Source organism: Vulcanibacillus modesticaldus (assembly GCF_001730235.1).
GTDB classification, from domain to species: Bacteria; Bacillota; Bacilli; order Tepidibacillales; family Tepidibacillaceae; genus Vulcanibacillus; species Vulcanibacillus modesticaldus.
In genome coordinates, this window is record NZ_MIJF01000056.1 from 1 (window position 1) to 21,428 (window position 21,428).

A 21,428-nucleotide genomic window follows, 5' to 3' on the forward strand; every position below is an offset into this window, starting at 1 on the left:
AAACTTTGTGAAGCTATCGCAAGCGTCTTTAATAGCTTGCTTAGTTACATTATTTGAATAATTATTTAACCAACTATATTCTTTTGTTTTCTTTAAAATAGTTAGTTCTTTTCTTAGAACACTATCTTTAAGAAACTTTCCACCTTTATCATAGTTATCTTTTTGTCTTGCTAAAGCAAAGTTATAAGCCCATCTACTTACACCAGCATTTTCAAATAACTTAGTTCGCTGCTTGTTATTTGGTTTTAATATCACTTTGTAAGTTTTAATCATTTTCTTTCATTTCCCTTATTATTTTTTGGGCTGTTACTATTTGGATCATATCTTCTCTGTAACATATAAATTCGTCAACTGTTAATCAGCCTCCTTGTTTCATTTAACACGGTCAAACTCGTTCCGTAAAAGTTCTATCAAGATGATTATACAAAAGCTTCAATGTTTTAACAAATTATTATATATCCTTAAGATTTTTTTGAAAAAAAAGATATGCTTCTAGGTTTTCATTGTATTTATTGATAATTTTTAAAACATTTTTCTTTTTATATCTGTTTGGATATAAATATGCTCCTAAACTTTCCCTAAAAAAATCATTAGGAAATAAAGATAGTTGACGTATTAGTTTTTTTTCCTCATTTCGTATTTTCCGATAAGAATGATAAGTATTTTCCAGTTTAACAAACATCTCAAGATCCCAATTCCAATCTACTATAACCCTATTTATTAGTTGTAATAAATCTAAAAACTGTGGCTCATAGCTTGACAAATCAAAATCAATAATCCATGACTGCTCCCCGATAATGAAGTTATGACTTGCAACATCTCTATGTACTACCAAATGATTATCAATAGCTTCTTGGTACAAATGATTAAGTTGTTTAAGGTCTATCGCCTGCAAAGAATTTTTAGCAAGTTTAATGATTGTAGGAGCTAAAACAAGTATTTGCCGATCTAACTGATCTTTTTTTACTTTGTTAATGAGATGTTGATATAGTTCCTGAAAACGTCCTAATCGTTCTAGATATTTGAGGTATATGGGCTTGTATATATTAGGAAAATAATCGTCACCAATCCAACCTCCATGATGATGAAAACCAGCCAATACTTCTATTACCTTTTCAAGATCTGTTTCCATTGTATAATTGGCCATTTTCCCTTTGATACATGGCATAAGTATGAATAATTGTTCACCTATATTAAACCAAGGCAGACCATTATTTGTTAATAAAATCATTGAAATTCTTTTAAATCCTTTTTTTTTCAATTCTTGGCTTAAATAATTTATCCACATAATATTTGAAACTGGTTTCTTATAACCCTTTATCACCCACTCCCCTTCCCTTGAAGTAACCCTCAAAAGATGATTAAAACGTGTAATTTTATTAGGTAAAATACCATAATTTTTGAATATTTTCTCTTGAAACAGTTCCCCCATACCTATTCCCCCTAGAAAATCATATATATAATAAACTCCCACTCAGTCCAGTGGGAGCATATTTTATAAAGATAAATTGCCTAATCAGAACTATCAGAGTTTTCATATCCCTCATAATTTGAGCTTGAAGAACTCTCATATCTTTCATAAGGTGAGTTCATGTCCATGCATGGGTCCATTTGTGACATTTGACCATATGGCATTATAAAATATGGATTCTTCATTGGCATTTTAGGCGGTTTCTTTTGCGGCATTTGTGGCATTTGTGGCATCTTCATGGGATATTTTTCTTGAGGTGGTTCAGGATAAGGAACTGGCATCTCAGGCATATATGGTGGGAATATCGGTATTATCGGAATTACTGGAATCATCGGCATTCCCGGCATTTTTGGCATCTTATGTGGCATCTTGTGTGGCATTTTTGGTTTTTCAGGCTTTTCAGGTGGTTTTGGCTTCTCAGGTTGCGGCATTGGTTTTGGGTGTTCTGGTTCTTTAGACATATTTCCCTGAGGAATAATTATCTTCATTCCGACCTCTAACTTATCAGGATTTTTAATTTGTGGGTTAGCTTCAATTAATGTTTGCATGTCAACATTATGTTTTTGAGCTATTATCCATAAATTATCACCTTTTTTTACAATGTGAATTTTCATCCGTTCTACCCTCCTAGCTAAAATACAATACATCATATGCGTCTATAGGCATTTTGCTAATAAATTGGGCAGAAAAATATCTTTCACTAACCTCTCCCGATAAGTTGGACCCTCTTAACACCTTCCATTTCCTTTAACAAATCTAGCAATTCTGTAATTCCATCCTTCATATTTACCGTATCAATTGAAAGGACAATATTTGCTATTTCTTGCAGAGGAATCGTTTGATTTATCGTTAATACATTTCCACCTAGTCTTGCAATTAGTGATAATACTTTAGATAAAAGTCCCGATTTATGTTCCAAATCCATGGAGATCGTCACTATTTTTTCTTTCATCATTGCATTAAAGGGAAAAATTCCATCTTTGTATTTGTAATAAGCACTCCTGCTTAGTCCAACCCTTTTCACAGCTTCATAAACCATATCTACTTCTCCACTATCTAATAGCTTTTTTGCTTCAATCGTTTTAAGAATAGCCTCAGGTAAAATATTTGAACGAACTAAATAGAACGTATCTTTTTCGGTATTTTTCTTCATATAGTCCCCCTGGAATGTACGATGGTATTTTTATAATGGACATTTTACTATGGATTTTGGTGAATAACAATAACAATTTTGGGAGCAACTGCTCCCAAAAAAGTTTAATAATCATAAGAAACCTAGTCATTCAAAGCTAACTTTATTGTTGGAAAACTTATTTGCTGGACTTCTTCTAATAAAATCCTTCTCTTATCTGGTAATACTGCTAGAGCATCATCAATAAAATTTTTGATTTATTCAACGAATTCAAACTCATAATCTGCTATCCGAACGCTATCGCCATTTTTAGCACCCATTTTCCTCAATTGATCATCCACACCCATTTTACGTAGAATTCTAGCAAAACGTTGTACAGAATCATATTGATTAAAATCAGTCATTTTAAATAACTTTTCGATTTTCTTGCTTTCGATTACAAAAATTTCATTTTCCCTTCTTATGGTGAACTCAACTTCTTCTTTTGGCTTATGTTTATAAATTTTTCGCTCTTCTTCTACAACTTCTTCTACCAATGGTTCTATAGGGATTTGATCTAACATGTCTGCTACAGCAAATAATAATTCTTGGATCCCTTGTCCGGTTGCTGCTGAAATAGGGTATATAGGATATTTATCTCCGACTTTTTTTCGAAACTCTACTAAATTTTCTTCAGCCTGTGGAATATCCATTTTGTTTGCAGCAATTATTTGCGGCCTTTCCATAAGTTTTAAATTATATTGCTCAAGCTCGTTGTTAATTTTAATCCAGTCTTCATAAGGATCTCTACCTTCAATTCCCGACATATCAACTACATGAACTATAATCCTAGTTCGTTCAATATGTCGTAAAAATTGATGCCCTAATCCTGCTCCTAAATGAGCACCTTCTATCAATCCAGGGAGATCTGCCATTACAAAGCTTCTGCCATCACCAACATCGACTACGCCTAGGTTTGGCATTAATGTAGTAAAATGGTAAGCAGCAATCTTGGGCTTAGCCTTTGAAACTGTTCCTAATAAAGTTGATTTACCTACACTTGGAAAACCAGCTAATCCCACATCAGCAAGAACCTTAAGTTCGAGCGTAATATAACGTTCCTCACCTGGTTCACCCTTTTCTGCAATATCTGGTGCTGGATTTGCTGGGGTAGCAAAACGCATATTTCCTCTGCCTCCTCTACCCCCTTTAGCAATAACTACTTGTTGTCCATGATGAGTTAAGTCAGCAAGAACTTCCTTTGTATCATCATCAATAACCACTGTTCCAGGTGGTACTTTAATAATCTTATCTTCAGCATTAGCACCATGTTGTCCCTTACTTCTTCCGTGTTCCCCTCTATCAGCTTTAAAATGTTTTTGGTAACGAAAATCTAATAAAGTCCTCAAACCTTCATCTACTTCTAAAATTATATCTCCACCCTTGCCTCCATCTCCACCAGCAGGGCCACCTAGTGGAACATATTTTTCACGGCGAAAGGCTTTTTGACCGTTTCCGCCATCTCCAGCTTTAACATATATTTTGACTACATCAACGAACATAATAACACCTCAATCTTATTGATTTAACAGAAAGTGTAATTCCAATACAAATTCATCATCATTATTTATATTGATGAAAAATTCACCATTTTGATTATTAAATTCTTCTCCCAAGTTATGTATAGCTTGAGAAATCTCTTTGGTATTCCCTTCAAACTCTAATTTAATGATCAAGTAGTTATTTGTTCCAGAAATTGATATATATAATTTTTGATCCTCATTTTTAGTAACAGCTTCATTAAAAATATCAACAAATTTCTTTAGAATAACTAAAACCAGATCACCATCTACATACTTTTCTTTAGAAGGTACGCTTTCTTCTAACTCTAGCTCAATAAATAATTCCTGATAATCCAAAGTTAATTTTAGGAGATAAGCCGCCAAATTTACATTATTGAAAGAAGAAATAATAGCTTCTCGCCTTGAACTATGATTAATTTTTTTTATGTATGAAATAATCTCCTCAGATTTTTTTAAGGTGGCATAACCAAAAATAATTTGCAGATGATTTAACCAATCATGTCGGTATTTTCTCAGGACTTGAATTAATTCTTCATTTTTTGCAACGTCAAAAAAATCATCACTATCGTTAGATTCCCACTTTTTTTGATTTCTAAACAAATCTTTCAAAAAAACCATCTCCATATTATTTCTACATTTCAGTATATCTTATTTTTTAGTGATGAAGAAACAAAAAAATCCCAGTCATAAGACCGGGAATCTAGTTTTCAATTAAGCTTCAGCTGCTACTGGATATACGCTTACTCTTTTGCGATCACGTCCAAGGCGCTCGAATTTTACAACACCTTCTACTTTAGCAAATAAAGTATCATCTCCACCGATACCCACGTTTACGCCTGGATAAATTTTAGTACCACGTTGACGAACTAGAATGCTTCCAGCAGTTACTAATTGTCCATCAGCACGCTTAACACCTAAACGCTTGGAAATGCTGTCACGACCGTTTTTAGTACTACCTACTCCTTTTTTCTGAGCAAATAGTTGTAAGTTCATTTTTAGCATAACTATCCACCTCCTATTGGGCTGTTTCTATGAACACTTTTATATAACGTTTATATTCCTCTTCAATCATCAGTAATGACTCAACCATTGCCTTCATTAAAAGCTGTAAACGATCGTCTGTTTGTGGATCATCTATCTTAGGAACATCCCAAGCTAAGTATCCATTCTCCTCTAACCCTTCCTTAGGATTTAAGTTAAGGTTTAAAAGGATCTCCACCGAATTTACCGCACCTATCGCTAGAGCAGATACGGCAGAACAGACGATATCTTTACCTGGTTCATCATAATAGGCATGACCCTTAATAGTTACATGAAGAATCCGATCTTCAGTTATCGATTTCTTTACTATTACCTTAATCATAACCTTAACAAATTAAGCATTAATTTTTTCGATTACTACTTTACTGTATGGTTGACGATGTCCTTGCTTACGACGATAGTTCTTCTTAGCTTTATACTTGTACACGATAATCTTCTTACCTCTACCGTGCTTTTCTACTTTACCAGTAACTTTAGCATTAGCTACTGTTGGATTGCCCACAACTAGCCCATTGTCATTTTGAACCATTAATACTTGATCAAACTCAACAACGTCTCCTTCATTTGCGGACAACTTCTCAACGTAGATTACATCGCCTTCTTGAACTTTGTATTGTTTTCCACCAGTTTTAATAATTGCGTACATATGCCGCACCTCCTCTTAATTAGGACTCGCCATCATAGGTGCATGAAAACATGCTTAAACCCACTCTGAGCGGTTGTCGAAGTGTTTTTTGCACACTACAGAAAAATATTATCATATACGAGATAAAGTGTCAATTCACTTTTTATCTATTACATAAATTGTATATTGTAATGATGAAAATGAAGATTACTATTTCCTTTGATATATATCAACTTATCACTTATTTTTTCTAGATATTGTAAATTATCCTGATTCGTACCTTTAAAATAGGGAACCATTAACGGATGAACTTCAATGATCAAGCTCTTAATTGACGTATGCTCTTTAAAAGAGGCTATTTCCCTTTCAATTTTGCGGTATATTTCATCTTCGGAAATAACTCTTCCTGTACCATCACACATTGGGCATGATCTTAATAGAACGCTATCTAAACTTTGCCTCACTTTTTTTCTAGTTATTTCTACAAGACCTAATTGTGTTAAACCCAATACTTTAGATTTAGTACTATCCTTTTTCAATTCTTCCTCAAGAACTTCTAAAATTTTTAATCGATTATCTTCATTTTCCATATCAATAAAATCGATAATAATAATACCACCAATGTCACGTAATCTTAATTGCCTTGCTATTTCAACAGCAGCTTCTAAATTAGTCTTAAGCACAGTATCTTCTAAGCGCGAATGTCCAATGTACTTACCTGTGTTTACATCAATAACAGTAAGAGCTTCTGTTTTGTCAATAATAATATAACCGCCACTTTTTAGCCATATTTTCCTTCTGGTAGCCTTATCAATTTCAGCTTGAATATCGTAAGCATCAAATATATGTTGTTTATCAGTATACAAAGATAAGCGTTCAACAAACTCTGGAGCAGAATGTTTAATCATTTCTTTAATTTTTCGGTATTCAAAGCCATCATCTATTACAAATTGCAACACGTCTTCTGTAAGTAAGTCTCTAACTAATCTTGCCACTAAATCTAAATCTTTGTATATCAATGATGGAGTGTTAATTTTTTTACTTTGTTCTGTTGTTGATAGCCATAAACCTCTTAGAAATTCAATATCTCTCTTTAGTTGCTCATCACTAGCTTCAGTTGCCTTTGTTCGTATTATCAAACTTTCTTGCTCTTGTCTCAATGAATCACCAAGTGTTCTTAAGCGGTTGCGTTCTTCGTCATCTGTAATTTTTTTTGATACCCCAATATGTGATCCATTTGGCATATAAACTAGATAGCGACCTGGCAGCGATATCTGAGCGGTAACCCTTGGACCTTTAGTTCCAAAGGGTTCTTTTTTTACTTGGACAATTAATTTTTGTCCTTCTTTTAAAACTTCGTTGATATTCGGTAATACCTTGCCCTTTTCATTTTCATTGATATTTATGGCATCACCTACATACAAAAAAGCATTCCTTCCAATTCCGATATCAACAAAGGCTGCTTGCATACCCGGCAAAACATTCACTACTTTTCCTATGTAGATATTTCCCACTAACTTCTCTGTAGGTTTTTCAACGTAAAACTCAATGAGTCGCCCATCTTCAAGTATTGCTGCCCTTGATTGATTGTGAGCTATATTAACAATAATTTTTTTCATAAATTTCCACTCCAACATTACCAAATTATCTTTAAGAAAGCCCTAAGATTGGTACTGAATAATATAACCATTTTAACATATTTTACTTTTATTCTATATACGTTTTAACCTACTATCTGATAAATCGGCCGGTACAATTCCTTATTATCAAAAATGTTTTCTAGTAACTTCTCTTCTGGTATAACATTAATAATTTCTCCATCATCAGAAAGTAAATAATACAGATGGTACTTTTCCTTTCGCAATAATTGCAACGCTTCAATCAAAGGAGTATCCCGATGTACAATTATAGGGAGAGCCTGTATATTCCTTCTTGGCTTTATCTTCAACTTCTGAATGAGAAAATTCCAAAAAAGGTATGGAACCTGTTTAAAATCTTGTAAATTGTTGTAAATAAAAAAAATAGCTAAGATTAGTCCATTAATATTTATTTTCGTACCTAAAATTATTCCACTAACTAATAGCAAAAATAATATGCTTAATACAATACTAATAAATATTGAGTATATCAAAGCCTTACGAAAGGGAAAATACCGATAGAAAAATACTTTCAAAATTTTACTACCATCTAAAGGGGAAATAGGCAACAAATTGAATACTCCAACTAATACATTTGCATTAATAAAAAAAGTGGTCCATTCCTTTGACCACAAATTCATTTTTTGAAAAGTAATCGCAATAATGATCATCATTAAATTTTGAAAAGGTCCAGAAATGGCGACAATAAATTCCTCCCAGATGGAATCAGTAATTTGTTCAACCTTTGCCATCCCTCCAAAAGGCAACAGCTGAATCTCTATTATTTTCCATTGATAACTATTTGCTGTAAATAGATGTCCTATTTCATGAATTATTACTACAGCGAACAACGTAATTATTTCCACTATTTGGCCAGTTAATATTGCTCCGATTATAATAATCCAAAAAAAGGGATTAATCGTTATTTTGAACCTTTCAAAGGAATAGAAGCTTATAAAGAATGCTTTATTCAAAAGAAATCACATCCTGGGGATTTAAATAACTATTATTACTTTTGATGGCTAAAAACATTCTTTGTTTCACAGTACCTAATAATTGTCCTGATTCAACCCATTCATTTTTTTCGATAGCTACCTTGTCTAATAACGCATATATACTTTCAACCCCATTTTTGTGTCTTATCATTACTATATTTCCTAGTTTACGATTTTTTCCTACATTGATTACGATCCCTTTTCCAATTGCAAGAACAGGTTGTTTATCCTTGACGTCTATATAAATTCCTTGTTCACTTCTAGTGATTTTAGTAGGAGCAATTGAAAATGGTGATTGAAATTCATAATTAATTTTCCTTACCTTTTTTTTGAATGTCGGTATAATAGCAGGATTGCCGACAAATATTTGATGATACCAATTATATAAACCTCTAAAATTATATTCTCTTGTCAGTGATTCTTTAATAAAATTTTGTGTATTAATTGCATTTGGCTGATTGATTTGAAAGACTACGTAAACCGCAAGCACCAAAAATATCGATATAATAGCTCTTATTAAAAATCTTGAACCATAATTAAAACCTAGCTCGCTTGAGGGTAAATATTCGGGGCGCCTATTATGTTGAAAAGATAATCCTTTTTTGTTATAGAGTTCAGATATTCTTTTTTTTCTTCTTTTTTGTATCTCAGAATTGTACCCCATTTCTGCTCCCCCTTTCGGCTTGTCTAATCTATTACAACATATGAACTATTTTTTTAATTTATTCATAAAAAAGCTAACGCACCTTTGAGTAAGTAAAAAAAATAAGCCACTGATGTGACTTAATTATTCAAACATCAACGGCTTTCTCCTCATTCCAATATTCAATATAATTCCAATAGAGATAAAGTTAGTTAATAGAGAACTTCCTCCATAACTTACAAAAGGTAAAGGGATACCAGTAATCGGCATTAAACCTATTGTCATCCCCACATTTTCAAAAATGGTGAAAACGAACATCCCAACCATGCCTGCAGCTACATAAGTTCCAAATCGATCCTGCGAATTAATTCCTATATGAACGATTCGATAAATCAATAAGAAGAATAGTAAAATTAATATACTTGCACCAATAAAACCATGTTCCTCAGCAATAACCGAAAAAATAAAATCCGTATGGGCCTCAGGAACCCAGTTGTTCTTGCCTTGTTGTCCTTGATATAACCCTACACCATATAATTGCCCCGAACCGACGGCTATCAGTGATTGAATAACTTGATACCCACTCCCTAAAGGATCTTTACTGGGATCGATAAAGGAGACTAATCTATTCAACTGATGTGGGGGGACAAGCTTAGAAAACAATTCTTGATTAAATTTGTATAAAAGTGTTAATCCTAAAAGTCCCAGCCCAGCAATACCACCTAAAATCGCGAAGTGTTTACCTTTTACTCCATAAACCAACATCATACTAAGCATGATACTTACAAAAACAAGAGCGGTGCCCAAGTCAGGCTGAATCAAAATTAATAAAAGCGGTACACCAAATATTAAAAACAAGGGAAATAATTCTATAAAACTTTCAAATCGTTTTTCTTGTCTCTTGTCTAAGTATTTAGCGACGGTAATAATTGTAAATATTTTCATTAACTCCGCTGGCTGGAATTTGAAAAAACCTAAATTATACCAACCTGTGATTCCTTTAGTTTTACCAGCAAAAAGAAAAAGTCCCAATAATAAAACAATTCCTACAACATAAGCAAAATACGCATAATGACGGATCAAATCGTTATCAACGTAAAGTATTACTAATAAAACGATAAGACCCAAGCCATACCATATCAATTGCTTTAAAGCATAAGAAGAATCAGGTTTGGCACTAGATATTCCAAAATAGCTAAACATAGCTAATCCGATGATAATTAGTATTATCCAATAATCAATGTATTTAATTAACCGCTTTGAAAAAACCATATATGATACCCCCTCTAAATCTAGGGTAATTCTCCTATTTTATTATACTTTTTGACAGCAAAAAAAAACAGGTAAAAATTCATCCAAAAAATAACAACGCTAACTAACCTGTAATTAATTACTTTGTAAAAGTAAAAAACCCCTATTGCCGGGGTTTACATCACAATATTTAAGTTTATCTAATACCTAAGATTCTCTTGGCTTTAGTAAAGAATCCTGGTTTATCTTCTAGTTTTATCAAAGGTACTGTTTCTCCCAAGATTCTGCGGGCAATATTCCGATAAGCTAATCCACCTTTAATTTCAGGATTTAAAGCCACCGGCTCACCATAATTTGAGGATCTAATGATATTTTCATCATCAGGAACAATTCCTAATAAATCAATCGCCAAGATAGACACAACTTCTTCTACATCCATTATTTCTCCATTTTTCATCATATGTGGTCGAATACGATTAATTATTAGTTTTGGAGGACTTATTTGTCGCTCAGCTTCTAATAAACCAATTATCCGATCCGCATCCCTAACAGCAGATACTTCAGGAGTAGTAATCACAATTGCATGGTCAGCACCAGCTACTGCATTCTTAAATCCTCGTTCAATTCCAGCTGGACAGTCGATAAGAACGTAATCAAACTCATTCTTTAATTCATCTACTATCTCTTTCATCTGTTCAGGAGTTACAGCATTTTTATCCTTAGTTTGAGCTGCAGGTAAAAGTGATAGAGCATTAAATCGTTTATCTTTGATTAGAGCCTGCTTTAGACGACAAACCCCTTCAACGACATCAACGAGGTCGTAAATAATTCGGTGTTCTAAACCCATAATCACATCTAGGTTTCTAAGTCCAATATCTGTATCAACTAAACAAACTTTTTTACCAGACAACGCCAAAGCCGTACCAATATTTGCAGTTGTTGTTGTCTTCCCTACTCCTCCTTTACCCGAAGTAATAACGATAGCTTCTCCCATCTTTTTACCTCCTAATACAAAGTGCCCATGAAATCCCTATTCAATCTCGAAATGTGCTGGTACTTTTCTAAAACAATTTCGTTATTTTTGACATAAGCAAACAGATTTTTTGAATTATCCATTTCTCCCCATTGTTCTACAGCAAAACTGACGGACTTACCAATTCTTAGCTGGGTAGGTTCCATAATTGCCGCAGCTATAATTGAGCTCTCATCCCCATCATAACCTGCATGTGCTATCCCTCTTAAGGAACCTATTACATAAATATCCCCTGTAGCCTTCAAGAATCCCCCGGGATTAATATCTCCAATCAACAAAATATTCCCTTGATGTTGATATACCTGTCCCGAGCGTATTGTTCCAGTGATTACTTTTACTTGGCTCTCTACACGATTTTTTAGTTTATCAAGTTCATTCTCTATTTTCTCAACTAATAGATTTTCTTTTGCTTTAAAAACTTCTTTTAATCTCTTATATTGTTCGGTTGAGAAGTTTCGATACCCTACTTTGATAGTTACTTTTGTAGGTGGACCATCTAAAATATTTTGATGGGTATTTTCTAAAATATCCTTCAATTCATTTATTGCATCATCAAAAGAACAATCGTCATTAATAAGAAATACTAGGCCATCTTTGGTTCCTTTGATGCTTACATTTTGTTTTTTTGCCATTGCCAAAGATCACCTCATTCTTAACAATTCGCCAATAACCTAAAAATTCCTGCAACATGATGGTAAGAAAAACTATGATTTACGATTTATATATTTGAAGATATGCCTCAATAATATCTCTAACAATTGGACCAGCCGCAGAACTACCTCCACCATATGGAATGATGATTGCAAAGGCTATTTCTGGACTTTCATAAGGGGCATAACCGATAAAAATACCATGGTCATCCTTATTCCTTTCTGCAGCTTGAGCCGTTCCAGTTTTGGCTGCAATCTTAATTGGTAATCCTCTCAAAGCATAATAAGCTGTACCACCAGGTTGTGTAACTTCATACATTCCTTCTTGTACCGCTTTAAGATTCTCTTCAGATATATCTACTTTATTTAATACTTCAGGTTCAAATTTGTAGATGATCTTACCGGAAACACCATCCTCTATCGCTTGAACTAGATATGGTCTCATTCGATAACCACCATTAGCTATTGCAGTAACGTACTGTGCTAATTGCATTGCTGTAAAAGTATCATGCTGTCCGATAGTATGGTGAACGTAGTTTAAACTTGACGACATGTATCCGGGAAGTTCTTCAGGAAGATCAATGCCAGTTTTCTCCCCTAAACCAAACATTCGATCATAATAACGCATTATCTCTAAAGTCTTTATAATCCCAAATTTTTCACGCATCGCTAAAGCTATTTCCGTCATGAAAACATTACTAGATTTTTGAAGAGCTTGTTGTAATGTGATCGGTCCATTTGCTTTGCTTCCGTAGTTTTTCATATATAAAGGATTACCATTGGGATCTCGGTCATAAAGGATTCGTCCTTTATCAACGATAACCGTATCTGGTTCAATAATTTCTTCTTCTAACCCCATTAAGACTGTAAGTGGCTTTACTGTTGATCCGACTGGAAAACGTCCTCTAATGGCGGTATTTGCGGCATATGGCATAATATAATTTTCATATAATTCTTGTGAAATCGGACTATTATACCAATTAGGATCAAAACGTGGATAGTTTCCCATTGCAAGAACAGCCCCAGTTTTGACATCTAACACCACTGCAGTAGCTTTCTCAACATCTTTTAATGGTTTTACCGTTCTACTTTGTAGTCTATTGATCTGCTTTTCCATAGATTGTTCCACAGCCTGCTGAAAACGTCTATCCACAGTTAATATGATGTTATTCCCAGGAATCGGTTTTTTTAGGTCCTTTTGCTTGATCGCAGAGTACCTACTATCAACTTCAACAACATTTTCTCCATCACGACCATGTAATACATATTCATATTGTTTCTCTAAACCATACCTTCCAATCCGATCCGTTAATTTGTACCCTAAAGCTTGATAATAATCTAACTCGCTGTTTGGTATGCTTCTCGTATAGCCAATGACTTGCGCCATAAAATCATTATAGATATAGTTTCGCATTTGATCTGGAATGATCTCTATTCCAGGAAGCTCAGCTTTATGTTCTTCAATATAAGCTCTTGCTTTTTCGTTAATATCGACTTTAATAACCCGTGGAATATATTTAGATGCTCGATAATATGGACCAACATCCATACTTTTGAGGATGTCTTCTTTGACCTGTTCTATATCATCTTCAGGTTTTGCTAAAATTTTTGCCAAATTATAAGCTATTTTTTCGAAATCCTGCTCTGAATCTTCATCGATTTGGAAAGTTATCGTCCAAACAGTTTTATTACTAACCAAGATTTCCTTATTAGCGTCTTTAATTAATCCCCTTGGTGCAGTGATTGGAATCTTTTTCGTTCTATTCTTATCAGCTAATTCCTTATATTTTTCACCTTCAACTAATTGGACATATGATAATCGAAAAATGATAGCAGCAAATAGAATAAAAACAATGAAAAAAAGAATATTTATTTTTTTTATAGCAATTGGCTTCTTATCCTTTGACAACTTCATAGCTGCTCACCCCAAAATAAAGACAATTATCACTCACTGCCTTCTATTAATTTTCTTAAAGGTAAATAAAAAACTAGTGCAAAAAAGAGATTAAAAATAACTGTTGGAATTAGAATATTGGAGGCCATCCAATTAAATGGAATATTTATCAGTTGGTACAATCGTAACATCCCGTACAAATACAATTCAAATGCCAAATTTCCTATTAATTCAGCTAAAAAATATAATAAAAAAGTAGGGTGGAAATGTTGAGTGAGCCAACCACTGAAATAAGCAATCCCAGCCATTCCTATCATATAAACGCCAATAACCCTTCCAAGTACAATATCATGTAGTAAACCAAATATGAGCCCTGCTATTAAAGCAAATTTTTTGTCCTTGTAGATAGAAATATATATGATGAAGATTAACATGAAACGTGGAAAAATAGAATAATCTGATCCATAACGGCCGAAAAGCAACAACTGAAAAACTGTACTTTCCAAAAGGAACAGAAGAAATAGGGTAGCACTCATCCATCTTCTTTGCACCTAATCTTCCTCCTTTTTAGGTACAGCAGTAGCGGTTGACTGATTGTTTCCAAATAATGCTTCGGTAACTACAAATACTTCATCTATATGATACATATCTGCAGCAGGTCTCACATAGGCTATCTTCGTCAGACCTCCACTACCATCTTCTTCAACCCTAACCACTTCACCTATGATTAAGCCATCTGGGAATATACCACCCAAACTAGAAGTAATAACAAGTTGTCCGGGTTCTACATTGGCGTCTAAATCTATTTTTTCTATTTTTAGTTCATTCTTAACTTTATCGTATCCTCCAACAACGCCATAGGTTTTGGGTTTACTTTGAATAGAAGCAAAAACAAAACTATTATCTTCATTATCAGTTATTAGCTGTACGTTTGCTGAAAAATTAGAAACGTTGTACACTTTACCTATAAATCCTTTGGTAGTAATCACAGCCATATTCTTTTTTATCCCCTGCTTTGAACCTTTATTGATCACTAACATATTATTCCAACGATCAGGATTCCTCGCTATTACTTTCGCCACGGTAAGCTGATAACGAGAGCTATTTTGTTGTCTGTAATCTAGCATTTCTTTTAAGCGAACGTTCTCTTCCTTTAATTCATTTAATTCTGCCAAAACTTGTATATATTGATCTAAACTATTCTTCAAAGCTTTATTCTCTTCAAAAACAACCCTATAATCATGAACATCTTCAAAGAAACCCGCTATGACATTAGCGGGTTTATATAAAATATTCTGGGTCCATGCTACTGTATCTTTAATTAGTTTTTCAGGCCATGTTAAATCACGTTGATTGATCGTTATCCCCATTATAATAATTAAAAATATTAAACTTAATAAAATGATAATCAGATGTTTATTATTTAATAGCTTAGAAACCAACTCAAACACCTACTCATAAATTTACTTGGTCCTCTTGATTCGTTTAGACTGGTTCTGCAATAACTCCCTATGTTGAAGGGACTGTCCGGTTCCAATAGCAACACAGTCTAAAGGATTATCTGCAATAAGAACTGGCATACCAGTTTCTTGACTCAACAGACGATCAAGGTTTCTAAGTAAAGCTCCTCCACCTGCTAAAACAATACCTCTATCCATTATATCCGCTGCTAGTTCCGGTGGTGTTTTCTCTAGAGTCATTTTTACCGCATTGATGATATTATTAACGGTTTCAGATAACGCTTCAGCTATTTCAGTTGAAGATACTTTGATCGTCTTAGGTAAACCAGTTACAAGATCTCGACCTTTAATCTCCATAAATTCTTCCTTTTCAGGAGGTATAGCAGATCCGATTTCAATCTTCAAACGTTCTGAAGTTCTTTCCCCAATCATTAGATTATACATTTTCTTAATGTAATGAGCGATTGCTTCATCCATCTCATCACCAGCCACACGTACTGAGCGACTACTAACGATTCCACCTAAAGAAATAACGGCTACTTCAGTAGTTCCACCACCTATATCTACGATCATACTTCCGGTTGGTTCCCAAACTGGAAGATTAGCACCTATTGCCGCTGCCAATGGTTCTTCAATCGTTCCGGCTTCTTTTGCACCAGCTGCTTTAGCAGCATCAATTACAGCTCTTTTCTCAACTTCTGTTATTCCAGATGGAACACAAACCATAATAAAAGGCTTCCTTGGAAGAATACCCCGTGTTTTTACGGTTTTGTTAATAAAATATCGTAACATCGTTGCAGTAGTCTCAAAATCAGCAATAACTCCATCTTTCATCGGTCTTCGTGCAACTATACTTCCTGGAGTTCTCCCAATCATCTGTTTCGCTGCTTCACCTACAGCTTGAATCTCTTTAGTATCATTGTTAATCGCCACTACTGACGGTTCTCTCAATACAATACCTTTACCCTTAACATAAACCAATGTATTTGCTGTACCAAGGTCAATTCCAATTTCACGATTAAATCCACCAAACATTATTGTATCTCCCTTCATGTTCTTATGGTGTATTGTTCCCTAATTTATAACATTCCTCTATCTTTAAGTGATATATACCGCGAATCTCCAATTATTACATGATCTAAAAGATCAATACCAAGAATATTACCAGCTTCAACAAGTCTGTTAGTGACTTCAATGTCTTCCTTACTTGGAGTAGGATCACCACTTGGATGATTATGTACCACAATTATTGCTGAAACACTTTTTTTAATCGCTGGTTTAAACACTTCTCTTGGATGAACGATAGATGAATTTAAGCTACCAATACTTATTGTTTCTTTTGCAATGATTTGATTCTTTGTATCTAATAGTAATGCTATAAAATGCTCCTGTTTCAAATGTTTCATATCTTCTAATATAAAATTGGCCACATCCCTTGGAGAACGAATTTGAATCTTATCCTGAGGAATCGATTTAACAACCCTTCTCCCAAGTTCAATAGCCCCCTTAATCTGTATAGCTTTTGCTGGACCAATCCCTTTAATCTTAGTAAGCTCCTCTAACGTAACATCATTAAGATTTTGCAAAGTTTCTAACTCAGATAGTACTTTTTGCGCCAATTGAAATACAGATTCATTAGAACTACCAGTTCGCAGAAGAATAGCCAGTAACTCGACATTACTAAGACTTTGTGGCCCAAAACGTATCATCCGTTCCCTTGGACGCTCGTCCTTCGGGATATCTCTTACCATTATTTGCTTCATCTGTTCCATATTTTATACCTCCCACTTCTCATCCACAAGCAGGAGGAAAGCACGGATGATTACACTTTGCTTTTGGGATGTAATATACCTTTCATTATATTAATTCCAAACTTCTCGAATAGAGTTTTAAGGAGTGATAAAGGAAGTCCAACCACATTAAAGTAGTCCCCCTCAATCTTTTCGATAAATAACGCTCCATAACCCTGTATTCCATAAGAACCTGCTTTATCCATTGGTTCTTTGGTTTTAATATAAAGATTTATTTCATCATCTGTTAAAGAACTCATATATACATTGGTCACTTGATGGGCGGCCAATGATTTTCCTGTTTTAGCATCCACCAAAGCAACACCGCTATACACTTGATGTACATTACCTTGAAGCATTTTTAACATTGAAAAAGCTTCCTCTTCATCCTTTGGCTTTCCTAATATCACGTCGTTATACACAACGATAGTATCGCCACCAATTATTATCCCATCTTGATAATAACTAGAAACTTCCTTAGCTTTTATCATTGCTAACTGTTCAACTACATCTTCTGGTGAAGCATCTTTTTCAATTACTTCTTCAGCTTTACTTGGATGGACAGTAAAGGGAATTTTAATCAATTCTAACAGCTCTTTACGTCTTGGGGAAGACGAAGCAAGTATGATTTTTTTCATTTGACATCACCTATATTTTTCGATATAACCAAATTGCAATCAACAAACCGATTACACTGGCTACATTTAGTTTAACCTGAAGATAAAAATCATACTTCAAAATATTAAAATCGGCTCTTGGCTCCCATACAATCTGTTGTGACTTGTTTAATATTGGAAGCCAATTTGCAAAAAATTCCCCAATTAGACTTCCTAGTAATAATCCAACTACAAGAAATATCACTAGTATCGCTGTTTGTTTATTTCTCATAAGATTCAATTTCTCCCTATACTCCAAGTACTATAACATTACCATTACTTATTTTGAAAAATTATTCATAAATGAAAATTTCTATTTAATGTACTTTTTTACTGATTACTACAATCAATTATAAGTGTAGCAGAAGAGTTATATGGTGACAAGTGCACAAAGATGATTTCCTAGATGTTAAAAAAGACTGCTCGATAATTAGCAGTCTTATGAATTAGTTATTCTAACCAAATTAAGTTAAAAAACTATAATTTAGCTCCAGCAATTCCAGGGGAGGTCATTTCCTTAACATCAAGAATGACATCTAACTCCTCCTTTGTCAATAAGCCCCGTTCTAAACAGATTTCTCTAATTGACCTACCTGTTTCTAAAGCTTCTTTGGCCACTTGGGTTGCCACCTCATATCCAACATGAGGATTAATAGCTGTAACTATTCCAACACTCTTTTCAACCAGATGTTCACAATGATCAACATTTGCCGTAATACCATCAATTAAATATTTTGTAAACACTTTTATTCCATTTTGTAAAATACTTAAAGATTGTAGTAGATTAAAAACCAAAACTGGTTCCATAACATTTAGTTCTAATTGACCTGCTTCTGAAGCAAGAGAGATAGTATGATCATTTCCAATAACCTGGAATGAAATCTGGTTAATTACTTCGGCTAATACCGGGTTAACCTTACCTGGCATTATTGATGACCCAGGTTGGCGAGGTGGTAGGTTAATTTCATTAATACCTGTTTTAGGACCAGATGCCATCAATCTAAGATCATTAGCAATTTTTGAGATATTTATCGCTAATATTTTTAATGATGAAGAGACCTCAGTATAGGCATCTGTGTTTTGTGTTGCGTCAACAAGATTTTCCGCATTTTTTAATGGGTGTCCAGTCAATTCTGCCAATATTTCAACAACCCGTTTAATATATTCAGGTTTGGCATTAAGTCCTGTACCGACGGCGGTAGCACCCATATTAATTTCCCCAAGGTGTTGAACAGATTGTCCAATTCGTTTTATATCTCTACCAATAACTTTGGCGTAAGCTCCAAATTCTTGTCCAAGTCGGATAGGAACAGCATCTTGTAAATGGGTTCTTCCCATTTTGATAACATCATCAAATTCTTTTTCTTTTTTATGTAATGATTTTTTTAATTCATATAATGCTTCTAACAATCCCTTAGCTAGATTAAATATCGCAATATGAATGGCCGTAGGGAATGAATCGTTTGTTGATTGCGCCATATTAACATGGGTATTGGGACTAACAACTGAATAATCACCTTTTTTCCCACCCAATATTTCAATAGCTCGATTAGCAATAACTTCATTAGCATTCATATTAAATGAAGTACCTGCTCCACCTTGAATCGAATCAACTATAAATTGGTCGTGTAATTTACCAGCGATAATTTCGTCAGTGGCTTTAATTATTGCCTCAGCAATTCTTTTATTTAAATAACCAACTTCAGAGTTTGCCATTGCTGCTGCTTTCTTCACATAACCAAAAGCAATGATTAATTCCTTATGAGGTGGATATCCGGTAATTGGAAAATTTTCTACAGCACGCATGGTTTGAATACCATAATAGGCATCACGTGGTACCTCTTTAGTTCCTAGTAAGTCTCTTTCGATACGATATTCGCTCATATTGCTTTGACCCCCAAGTAAAATTAGAACAAATTTTTCATATTTTTTGTTTATTTCACGTATTAAATATTATCTCACTTATGTTTTATAAAGACAATATTATTATATTTCACTTTGACTTTTGGTTAATCCTTCATAACTCATCTTATAGTTTATCAATGATTCTTGTATCTTCCATAAATATTGTTTATTTGGATTTTTTCTGTACTCAGTAGCTGCTTCAACTGCATAATTCATCTGTTCAACCATACTCTGAAGAACTTTTTGCTCTAAAAAGAGGTTTTCTTCTTTTATATATGCTTTTATGATTTGTGCTTCCAATAAAAATTGTTGATGTAACCTTACTAATTCCTCATAATCAATTCCAGATGGATAATCAGTTAAACCACTAATTGACCCCTTAGCTAAAAGATCTACCATTTGGTCCCCTATAGTTATAAATTTAAAAAATGATTGATTAGTTTCACTAGGTAATTTTATCTTATATTCAGGTATCGTATATTCTTTTACATATATCTCTAAATCCTGGGAATTTAATGATGATTTTAGGCTTTCTGCTACCTCTTTTGTCGACCCAATTCCCACGAATACCCGATAAGGACCTTGTCCAACTATAACTGCAGCCCTCCCGAGTGTTTTTTGCTCAGATAAAATCAGCTCCGCCCTTGAACGTTCTGAAAACACACCTACTTGGAGCACATATATATTTTGTAATGGAATTGATTGATTAATCTTAATTTCAGAATTAGAAAACTGTTGTTGACTTGATATTTGCCCATTGACATTCTCTTGCTCAAACATCGGTTGCAGATAATAATTAAGTAGGATATAACCAAAAATCATTCCAGTAATTATGGCACTGGTACCAGCAACTATTGCTTTAATAAATTGGGGATTAATCCCATTATTTTTACGTTTTCTCCTATTTATTTTCCTTCTGTCAACATCTGAGTAGTCCCTATAGTATATATTCCTAGTTGGGTGCTTTGTAAAAGTTACATAATCCATATTGTGTTGATCATTTAATTCTGATTGAAGGTTATCTTCCTTATTAAAATTTTTTTCCACTAAGTCCATACTTCCAATTGTCTGTGTATTAAAAATTAGCTTACTATTGTCTTTTAGTTGATTATCTGAAGATTTTTTTCGTTTTTCCAAAGGTACCCATGCTCTAATGGTTATTTTAGGCTTGTCCATTCTATTCAACTCCTTTTGATAAAACTACTATTCAATATATATTTCAAAAAAAGCTAAATAGAACTTTATTACCAAAAAATCTAGCAAAAAAAAATAGACTTCTATGAGTCTATTTAGTCAATTATCCAACTATCGAATTGCAGTTGTCCATCTATGAAGTCAGATTCACCACTACCATTTGATCCGGTATTAGAATCACCATTTCCTCCCACATTCCCATCATTACTTCCATTATTAGAATCTTCATCTTCATCTTCATCATCATCTTCATCTTTGCCGTCTTCATCTTTTTTATCATCATCTTTTTTATTTTTATCGTCATCTTTATCCTGGTATCCATCTGTTCTATCTCCATTATCTATCTTGTCATCACCACTATAGTAACCTCCGCTTCCATCGTAAGTACTATCAACAGACCTGTTCCAACATCCCGTTAAAGAAAAAATCAATAAGATAGATATTATAATTAAATAAATTTTCTTCAGCACCGATATTTTCGTCATTCTA

At 33.8% G+C, this 21,428-nt stretch carries 25 protein-coding genes and 1 other annotated feature; all 25 genes read right to left on the reverse strand.

Annotated elements, in window-relative coordinates:
* A partial coding sequence (locus tag BHF71_RS09010) for a helix-turn-helix domain-containing protein (RefSeq protein WP_176717347.1) occupies window positions 1-273 on the reverse strand: 273 nt, incomplete at its 3' end.
* Window positions 274-451: 178 nt separating this feature from the next.
* Window positions 452-1,432: a phosphotransferase gene (locus tag BHF71_RS09015; protein ID WP_069657329.1), complete on the reverse strand. Its 981-nt coding sequence runs from the start codon at window positions 1,430-1,432 to the stop codon at window positions 452-454.
* A gap of 80 nt (window positions 1,433-1,512) precedes the next feature.
* Window positions 1,513-2,085 carry a LysM peptidoglycan-binding domain-containing protein gene (locus tag BHF71_RS09020; RefSeq protein ID WP_069657330.1) on the reverse strand — a complete coding sequence of 191 codons (573 nt, stop codon included), beginning with the start codon at window positions 2,083-2,085 and terminating at the stop codon, window positions 1,513-1,515.
* Window positions 2,086-2,171: 86 nt separating this feature from the next.
* A complete protein-coding gene (locus BHF71_RS09025; protein WP_069657331.1) occupies window positions 2,172-2,624 on the reverse strand; it encodes an ACT domain-containing protein in 453 nt (150 codons plus the stop codon).
* Window positions 2,625-2,860: 236 nt separating this feature from the next.
* Entirely contained in the window at window positions 2,861-4,144 is a 1,284-nt protein-coding gene (obgE, locus tag BHF71_RS09030; RefSeq protein WP_069657332.1) for a GTPase ObgE, read from the reverse strand.
* Between the two features lie 15 nt (window positions 4,145-4,159).
* A complete protein-coding gene (locus BHF71_RS09035) occupies window positions 4,160-4,774 on the reverse strand; it encodes a Spo0B domain-containing protein (RefSeq protein ID WP_069657333.1) in 615 nt (204 codons plus the stop codon).
* A 102-nt stretch (window positions 4,775-4,876) separates the two neighbouring features.
* Window positions 4,877-5,167 carry a 50S ribosomal protein L27 gene (gene rpmA / locus BHF71_RS09040; RefSeq protein WP_069657334.1) on the reverse strand — a complete coding sequence of 97 codons (291 nt, stop codon included), beginning with the start codon at window positions 5,165-5,167 and terminating at the stop codon, window positions 4,877-4,879.
* 13 nt (window positions 5,168-5,180) lie between these two features.
* Window positions 5,181-5,528: a ribosomal-processing cysteine protease Prp gene (locus tag BHF71_RS09045; protein WP_069657335.1), complete on the reverse strand. Its 348-nt coding sequence runs from the start codon at window positions 5,526-5,528 to the stop codon at window positions 5,181-5,183.
* A 12-nt stretch (window positions 5,529-5,540) separates the two neighbouring features.
* The gene (gene rplU / locus BHF71_RS09050; protein ID WP_069657336.1) at window positions 5,541-5,852 is read right to left on the reverse strand and encodes a 50S ribosomal protein L21; all 312 of its coding nucleotides are present in this window, start codon (window positions 5,850-5,852) and stop codon (window positions 5,541-5,543) included.
* Between the two features lie 12 nt (window positions 5,853-5,864).
* Window positions 5,865-5,937: a sequence feature (ribosomal protein L21 leader region), on the reverse strand.
* A 64-nt stretch (window positions 5,938-6,001) separates the two neighbouring features.
* The gene (locus tag BHF71_RS09055) at window positions 6,002-7,450 is read right to left on the reverse strand and encodes an Rne/Rng family ribonuclease (protein WP_069657337.1); all 1,449 of its coding nucleotides are present in this window, start codon (window positions 7,448-7,450) and stop codon (window positions 6,002-6,004) included.
* A gap of 104 nt (window positions 7,451-7,554) precedes the next feature.
* Window positions 7,555-8,442 carry a site-2 protease family protein gene (locus tag BHF71_RS09060; RefSeq protein WP_069657338.1) on the reverse strand — a complete coding sequence of 296 codons (888 nt, stop codon included), beginning with the start codon at window positions 8,440-8,442 and terminating at the stop codon, window positions 7,555-7,557.
* The gene (locus tag BHF71_RS09065; protein ID WP_069657339.1) at window positions 8,435-9,127 is read right to left on the reverse strand and encodes a M23 family metallopeptidase; all 693 of its coding nucleotides are present in this window, start codon (window positions 9,125-9,127) and stop codon (window positions 8,435-8,437) included. Before BHF71_RS09065 ends, BHF71_RS09060 begins: the two co-directional genes overlap by 8 nt.
* Window positions 9,128-9,250: 123 nt before the next feature.
* Window positions 9,251-10,378 (reverse strand): rod shape-determining protein RodA, encoded by a 1,128-nt coding sequence (gene rodA, locus BHF71_RS09070; protein WP_069657340.1) that lies wholly within the window; start codon window positions 10,376-10,378, stop codon window positions 9,251-9,253.
* 175 nt (window positions 10,379-10,553) lie between these two features.
* Window positions 10,554-11,351 (reverse strand): septum site-determining protein MinD, encoded by a 798-nt coding sequence (gene minD, locus BHF71_RS09075; RefSeq protein ID WP_069657341.1) that lies wholly within the window; start codon window positions 11,349-11,351, stop codon window positions 10,554-10,556.
* Window positions 11,352-11,362: 11 nt separating this feature from the next.
* Window positions 11,363-12,022: a septum site-determining protein MinC gene (locus BHF71_RS09080; RefSeq protein WP_069657342.1), complete on the reverse strand. Its 660-nt coding sequence runs from the start codon at window positions 12,020-12,022 to the stop codon at window positions 11,363-11,365.
* A 79-nt stretch (window positions 12,023-12,101) separates the two neighbouring features.
* Window positions 12,102-13,955 carry a peptidoglycan D,D-transpeptidase FtsI family protein gene (locus tag BHF71_RS09085; protein WP_069657343.1) on the reverse strand — a complete coding sequence of 618 codons (1,854 nt, stop codon included), beginning with the start codon at window positions 13,953-13,955 and terminating at the stop codon, window positions 12,102-12,104.
* 29 nt (window positions 13,956-13,984) lie between these two features.
* Complete coding sequence (gene mreD / locus BHF71_RS09090) at window positions 13,985-14,485, reverse strand: rod shape-determining protein MreD (protein ID WP_069657344.1); 501 nt, start codon at window positions 14,483-14,485, stop codon at window positions 13,985-13,987.
* Window positions 14,486-15,376: a rod shape-determining protein MreC gene (gene mreC / locus BHF71_RS09095; protein WP_069657345.1), complete on the reverse strand. Its 891-nt coding sequence runs from the start codon at window positions 15,374-15,376 to the stop codon at window positions 14,486-14,488. It abuts the gene before it with no gap.
* A gap of 21 nt (window positions 15,377-15,397) precedes the next feature.
* Window positions 15,398-16,429 carry a rod shape-determining protein gene (locus BHF71_RS09100; RefSeq protein ID WP_069657346.1) on the reverse strand — a complete coding sequence of 344 codons (1,032 nt, stop codon included), beginning with the start codon at window positions 16,427-16,429 and terminating at the stop codon, window positions 15,398-15,400.
* A gap of 44 nt (window positions 16,430-16,473) precedes the next feature.
* Complete coding sequence (gene radC / locus BHF71_RS09105; RefSeq protein ID WP_084024479.1) at window positions 16,474-17,166, reverse strand: RadC family protein; 693 nt, start codon at window positions 17,164-17,166, stop codon at window positions 16,474-16,476.
* Window positions 17,167-17,216: 50 nt separating this feature from the next.
* On the reverse strand, window positions 17,217-17,822 hold the full coding sequence (locus BHF71_RS09110; RefSeq protein WP_069657347.1) for a Maf family protein: 606 nt from the start codon (window positions 17,820-17,822) through the stop codon (window positions 17,217-17,219).
* A gap of 10 nt (window positions 17,823-17,832) precedes the next feature.
* Window positions 17,833-18,072 carry a DUF4321 domain-containing protein gene (locus BHF71_RS09115; RefSeq protein WP_069657348.1) on the reverse strand — a complete coding sequence of 80 codons (240 nt, stop codon included), beginning with the start codon at window positions 18,070-18,072 and terminating at the stop codon, window positions 17,833-17,835.
* A gap of 245 nt (window positions 18,073-18,317) precedes the next feature.
* The gene (gene aspA / locus BHF71_RS09120) at window positions 18,318-19,724 is read right to left on the reverse strand and encodes an aspartate ammonia-lyase (RefSeq protein WP_069657349.1); all 1,407 of its coding nucleotides are present in this window, start codon (window positions 19,722-19,724) and stop codon (window positions 18,318-18,320) included.
* Window positions 19,725-19,826: 102 nt separating this feature from the next.
* A complete protein-coding gene (locus BHF71_RS09125) occupies window positions 19,827-20,921 on the reverse strand; it encodes an SPOR domain-containing protein (protein ID WP_069657350.1) in 1,095 nt (364 codons plus the stop codon).
* Window positions 20,922-21,034: 113 nt separating this feature from the next.
* Window positions 21,035-21,424: a hypothetical protein gene (locus tag BHF71_RS09130; RefSeq protein WP_069657351.1), complete on the reverse strand. Its 390-nt coding sequence runs from the start codon at window positions 21,422-21,424 to the stop codon at window positions 21,035-21,037.
* Between the last annotated feature and the right edge of the window lie 4 nt (window positions 21,425-21,428).

Excerpts from the sequence above, each read along its gene's own strand:
- BHF71_RS09100 (WP_069657346.1), bottom strand. The coding sequence starts at position 16,429 with ATGTTTGGTGGATTTAATCGTGAAATTGGAATTGACCTTGGTACAGCA.
- rplU (WP_069657336.1), bottom strand. The coding sequence starts at position 5,852 with ATGTACGCAATTATTAAAACTGGTGGAAAACAATACAAAGTTCAAGAA.
- BHF71_RS09130 (WP_069657351.1), bottom strand. The coding sequence starts at position 21,424 with ATGACGAAAATATCGGTGCTGAAGAAAATTTATTTAATTATAATATCT.
- BHF71_RS09045 (WP_069657335.1), bottom strand. The coding sequence starts at position 5,528 with ATGATTAAGGTAATAGTAAAGAAATCGATAACTGAAGATCGGATTCTT.
- obgE (WP_069657332.1), bottom strand. The coding sequence starts at position 4,144 with ATGTTCGTTGATGTAGTCAAAATATATGTTAAAGCTGGAGATGGCGGA.
- BHF71_RS09125 (WP_069657350.1), bottom strand. The coding sequence starts at position 20,921 with ATGGACAAGCCTAAAATAACCATTAGAGCATGGGTACCTTTGGAAAAA.
- BHF71_RS09065 (WP_069657339.1), bottom strand. The coding sequence starts at position 9,127 with ATGGGGTACAATTCTGAGATACAAAAAAGAAGAAAAAAAAGAATATCT.
- BHF71_RS09110 (WP_069657347.1), bottom strand. The coding sequence starts at position 17,822 with ATGAAAAAAATCATACTTGCTTCGTCTTCCCCAAGACGTAAAGAGCTG.
- BHF71_RS09085 (WP_069657343.1), bottom strand. The coding sequence starts at position 13,955 with ATGAAGTTGTCAAAGGATAAGAAGCCAATTGCTATAAAAAAAATAAAT.
- BHF71_RS09080 (WP_069657342.1), bottom strand. The coding sequence starts at position 12,022 with ATGGCAAAAAAACAAAATGTAAGCATCAAAGGAACCAAAGATGGCCTA.
- BHF71_RS09020 (WP_069657330.1), bottom strand. The coding sequence starts at position 2,085 with ATGAAAATTCACATTGTAAAAAAAGGTGATAATTTATGGATAATAGCT.
- rpmA (WP_069657334.1), bottom strand. The coding sequence starts at position 5,167 with ATGCTAAAAATGAACTTACAACTATTTGCTCAGAAAAAAGGAGTAGGT.
- rodA (WP_069657340.1), bottom strand. The coding sequence starts at position 10,378 with ATGGTTTTTTCAAAGCGGTTAATTAAATACATTGATTATTGGATAATA.
- BHF71_RS09055 (WP_069657337.1), bottom strand. The coding sequence starts at position 7,450 with ATGAAAAAAATTATTGTTAATATAGCTCACAATCAATCAAGGGCAGCA.
- BHF71_RS09015 (WP_069657329.1), bottom strand. The coding sequence starts at position 1,432 with ATGGGGGAACTGTTTCAAGAGAAAATATTCAAAAATTATGGTATTTTA.
- minD (WP_069657341.1), bottom strand. The coding sequence starts at position 11,351 with ATGGGAGAAGCTATCGTTATTACTTCGGGTAAAGGAGGAGTAGGGAAG.
- aspA (WP_069657349.1), bottom strand. The coding sequence starts at position 19,724 with ATGAGCGAATATCGTATCGAAAGAGACTTACTAGGAACTAAAGAGGTA.
- BHF71_RS09115 (WP_069657348.1), bottom strand. The coding sequence starts at position 18,072 with ATGAGAAATAAACAAACAGCGATACTAGTGATATTTCTTGTAGTTGGA.
- BHF71_RS09025 (WP_069657331.1), bottom strand. The coding sequence starts at position 2,624 with ATGAAGAAAAATACCGAAAAAGATACGTTCTATTTAGTTCGTTCAAAT.
- radC (WP_084024479.1), bottom strand. The coding sequence starts at position 17,166 with ATGGAACAGATGAAGCAAATAATGGTAAGAGATATCCCGAAGGACGAG.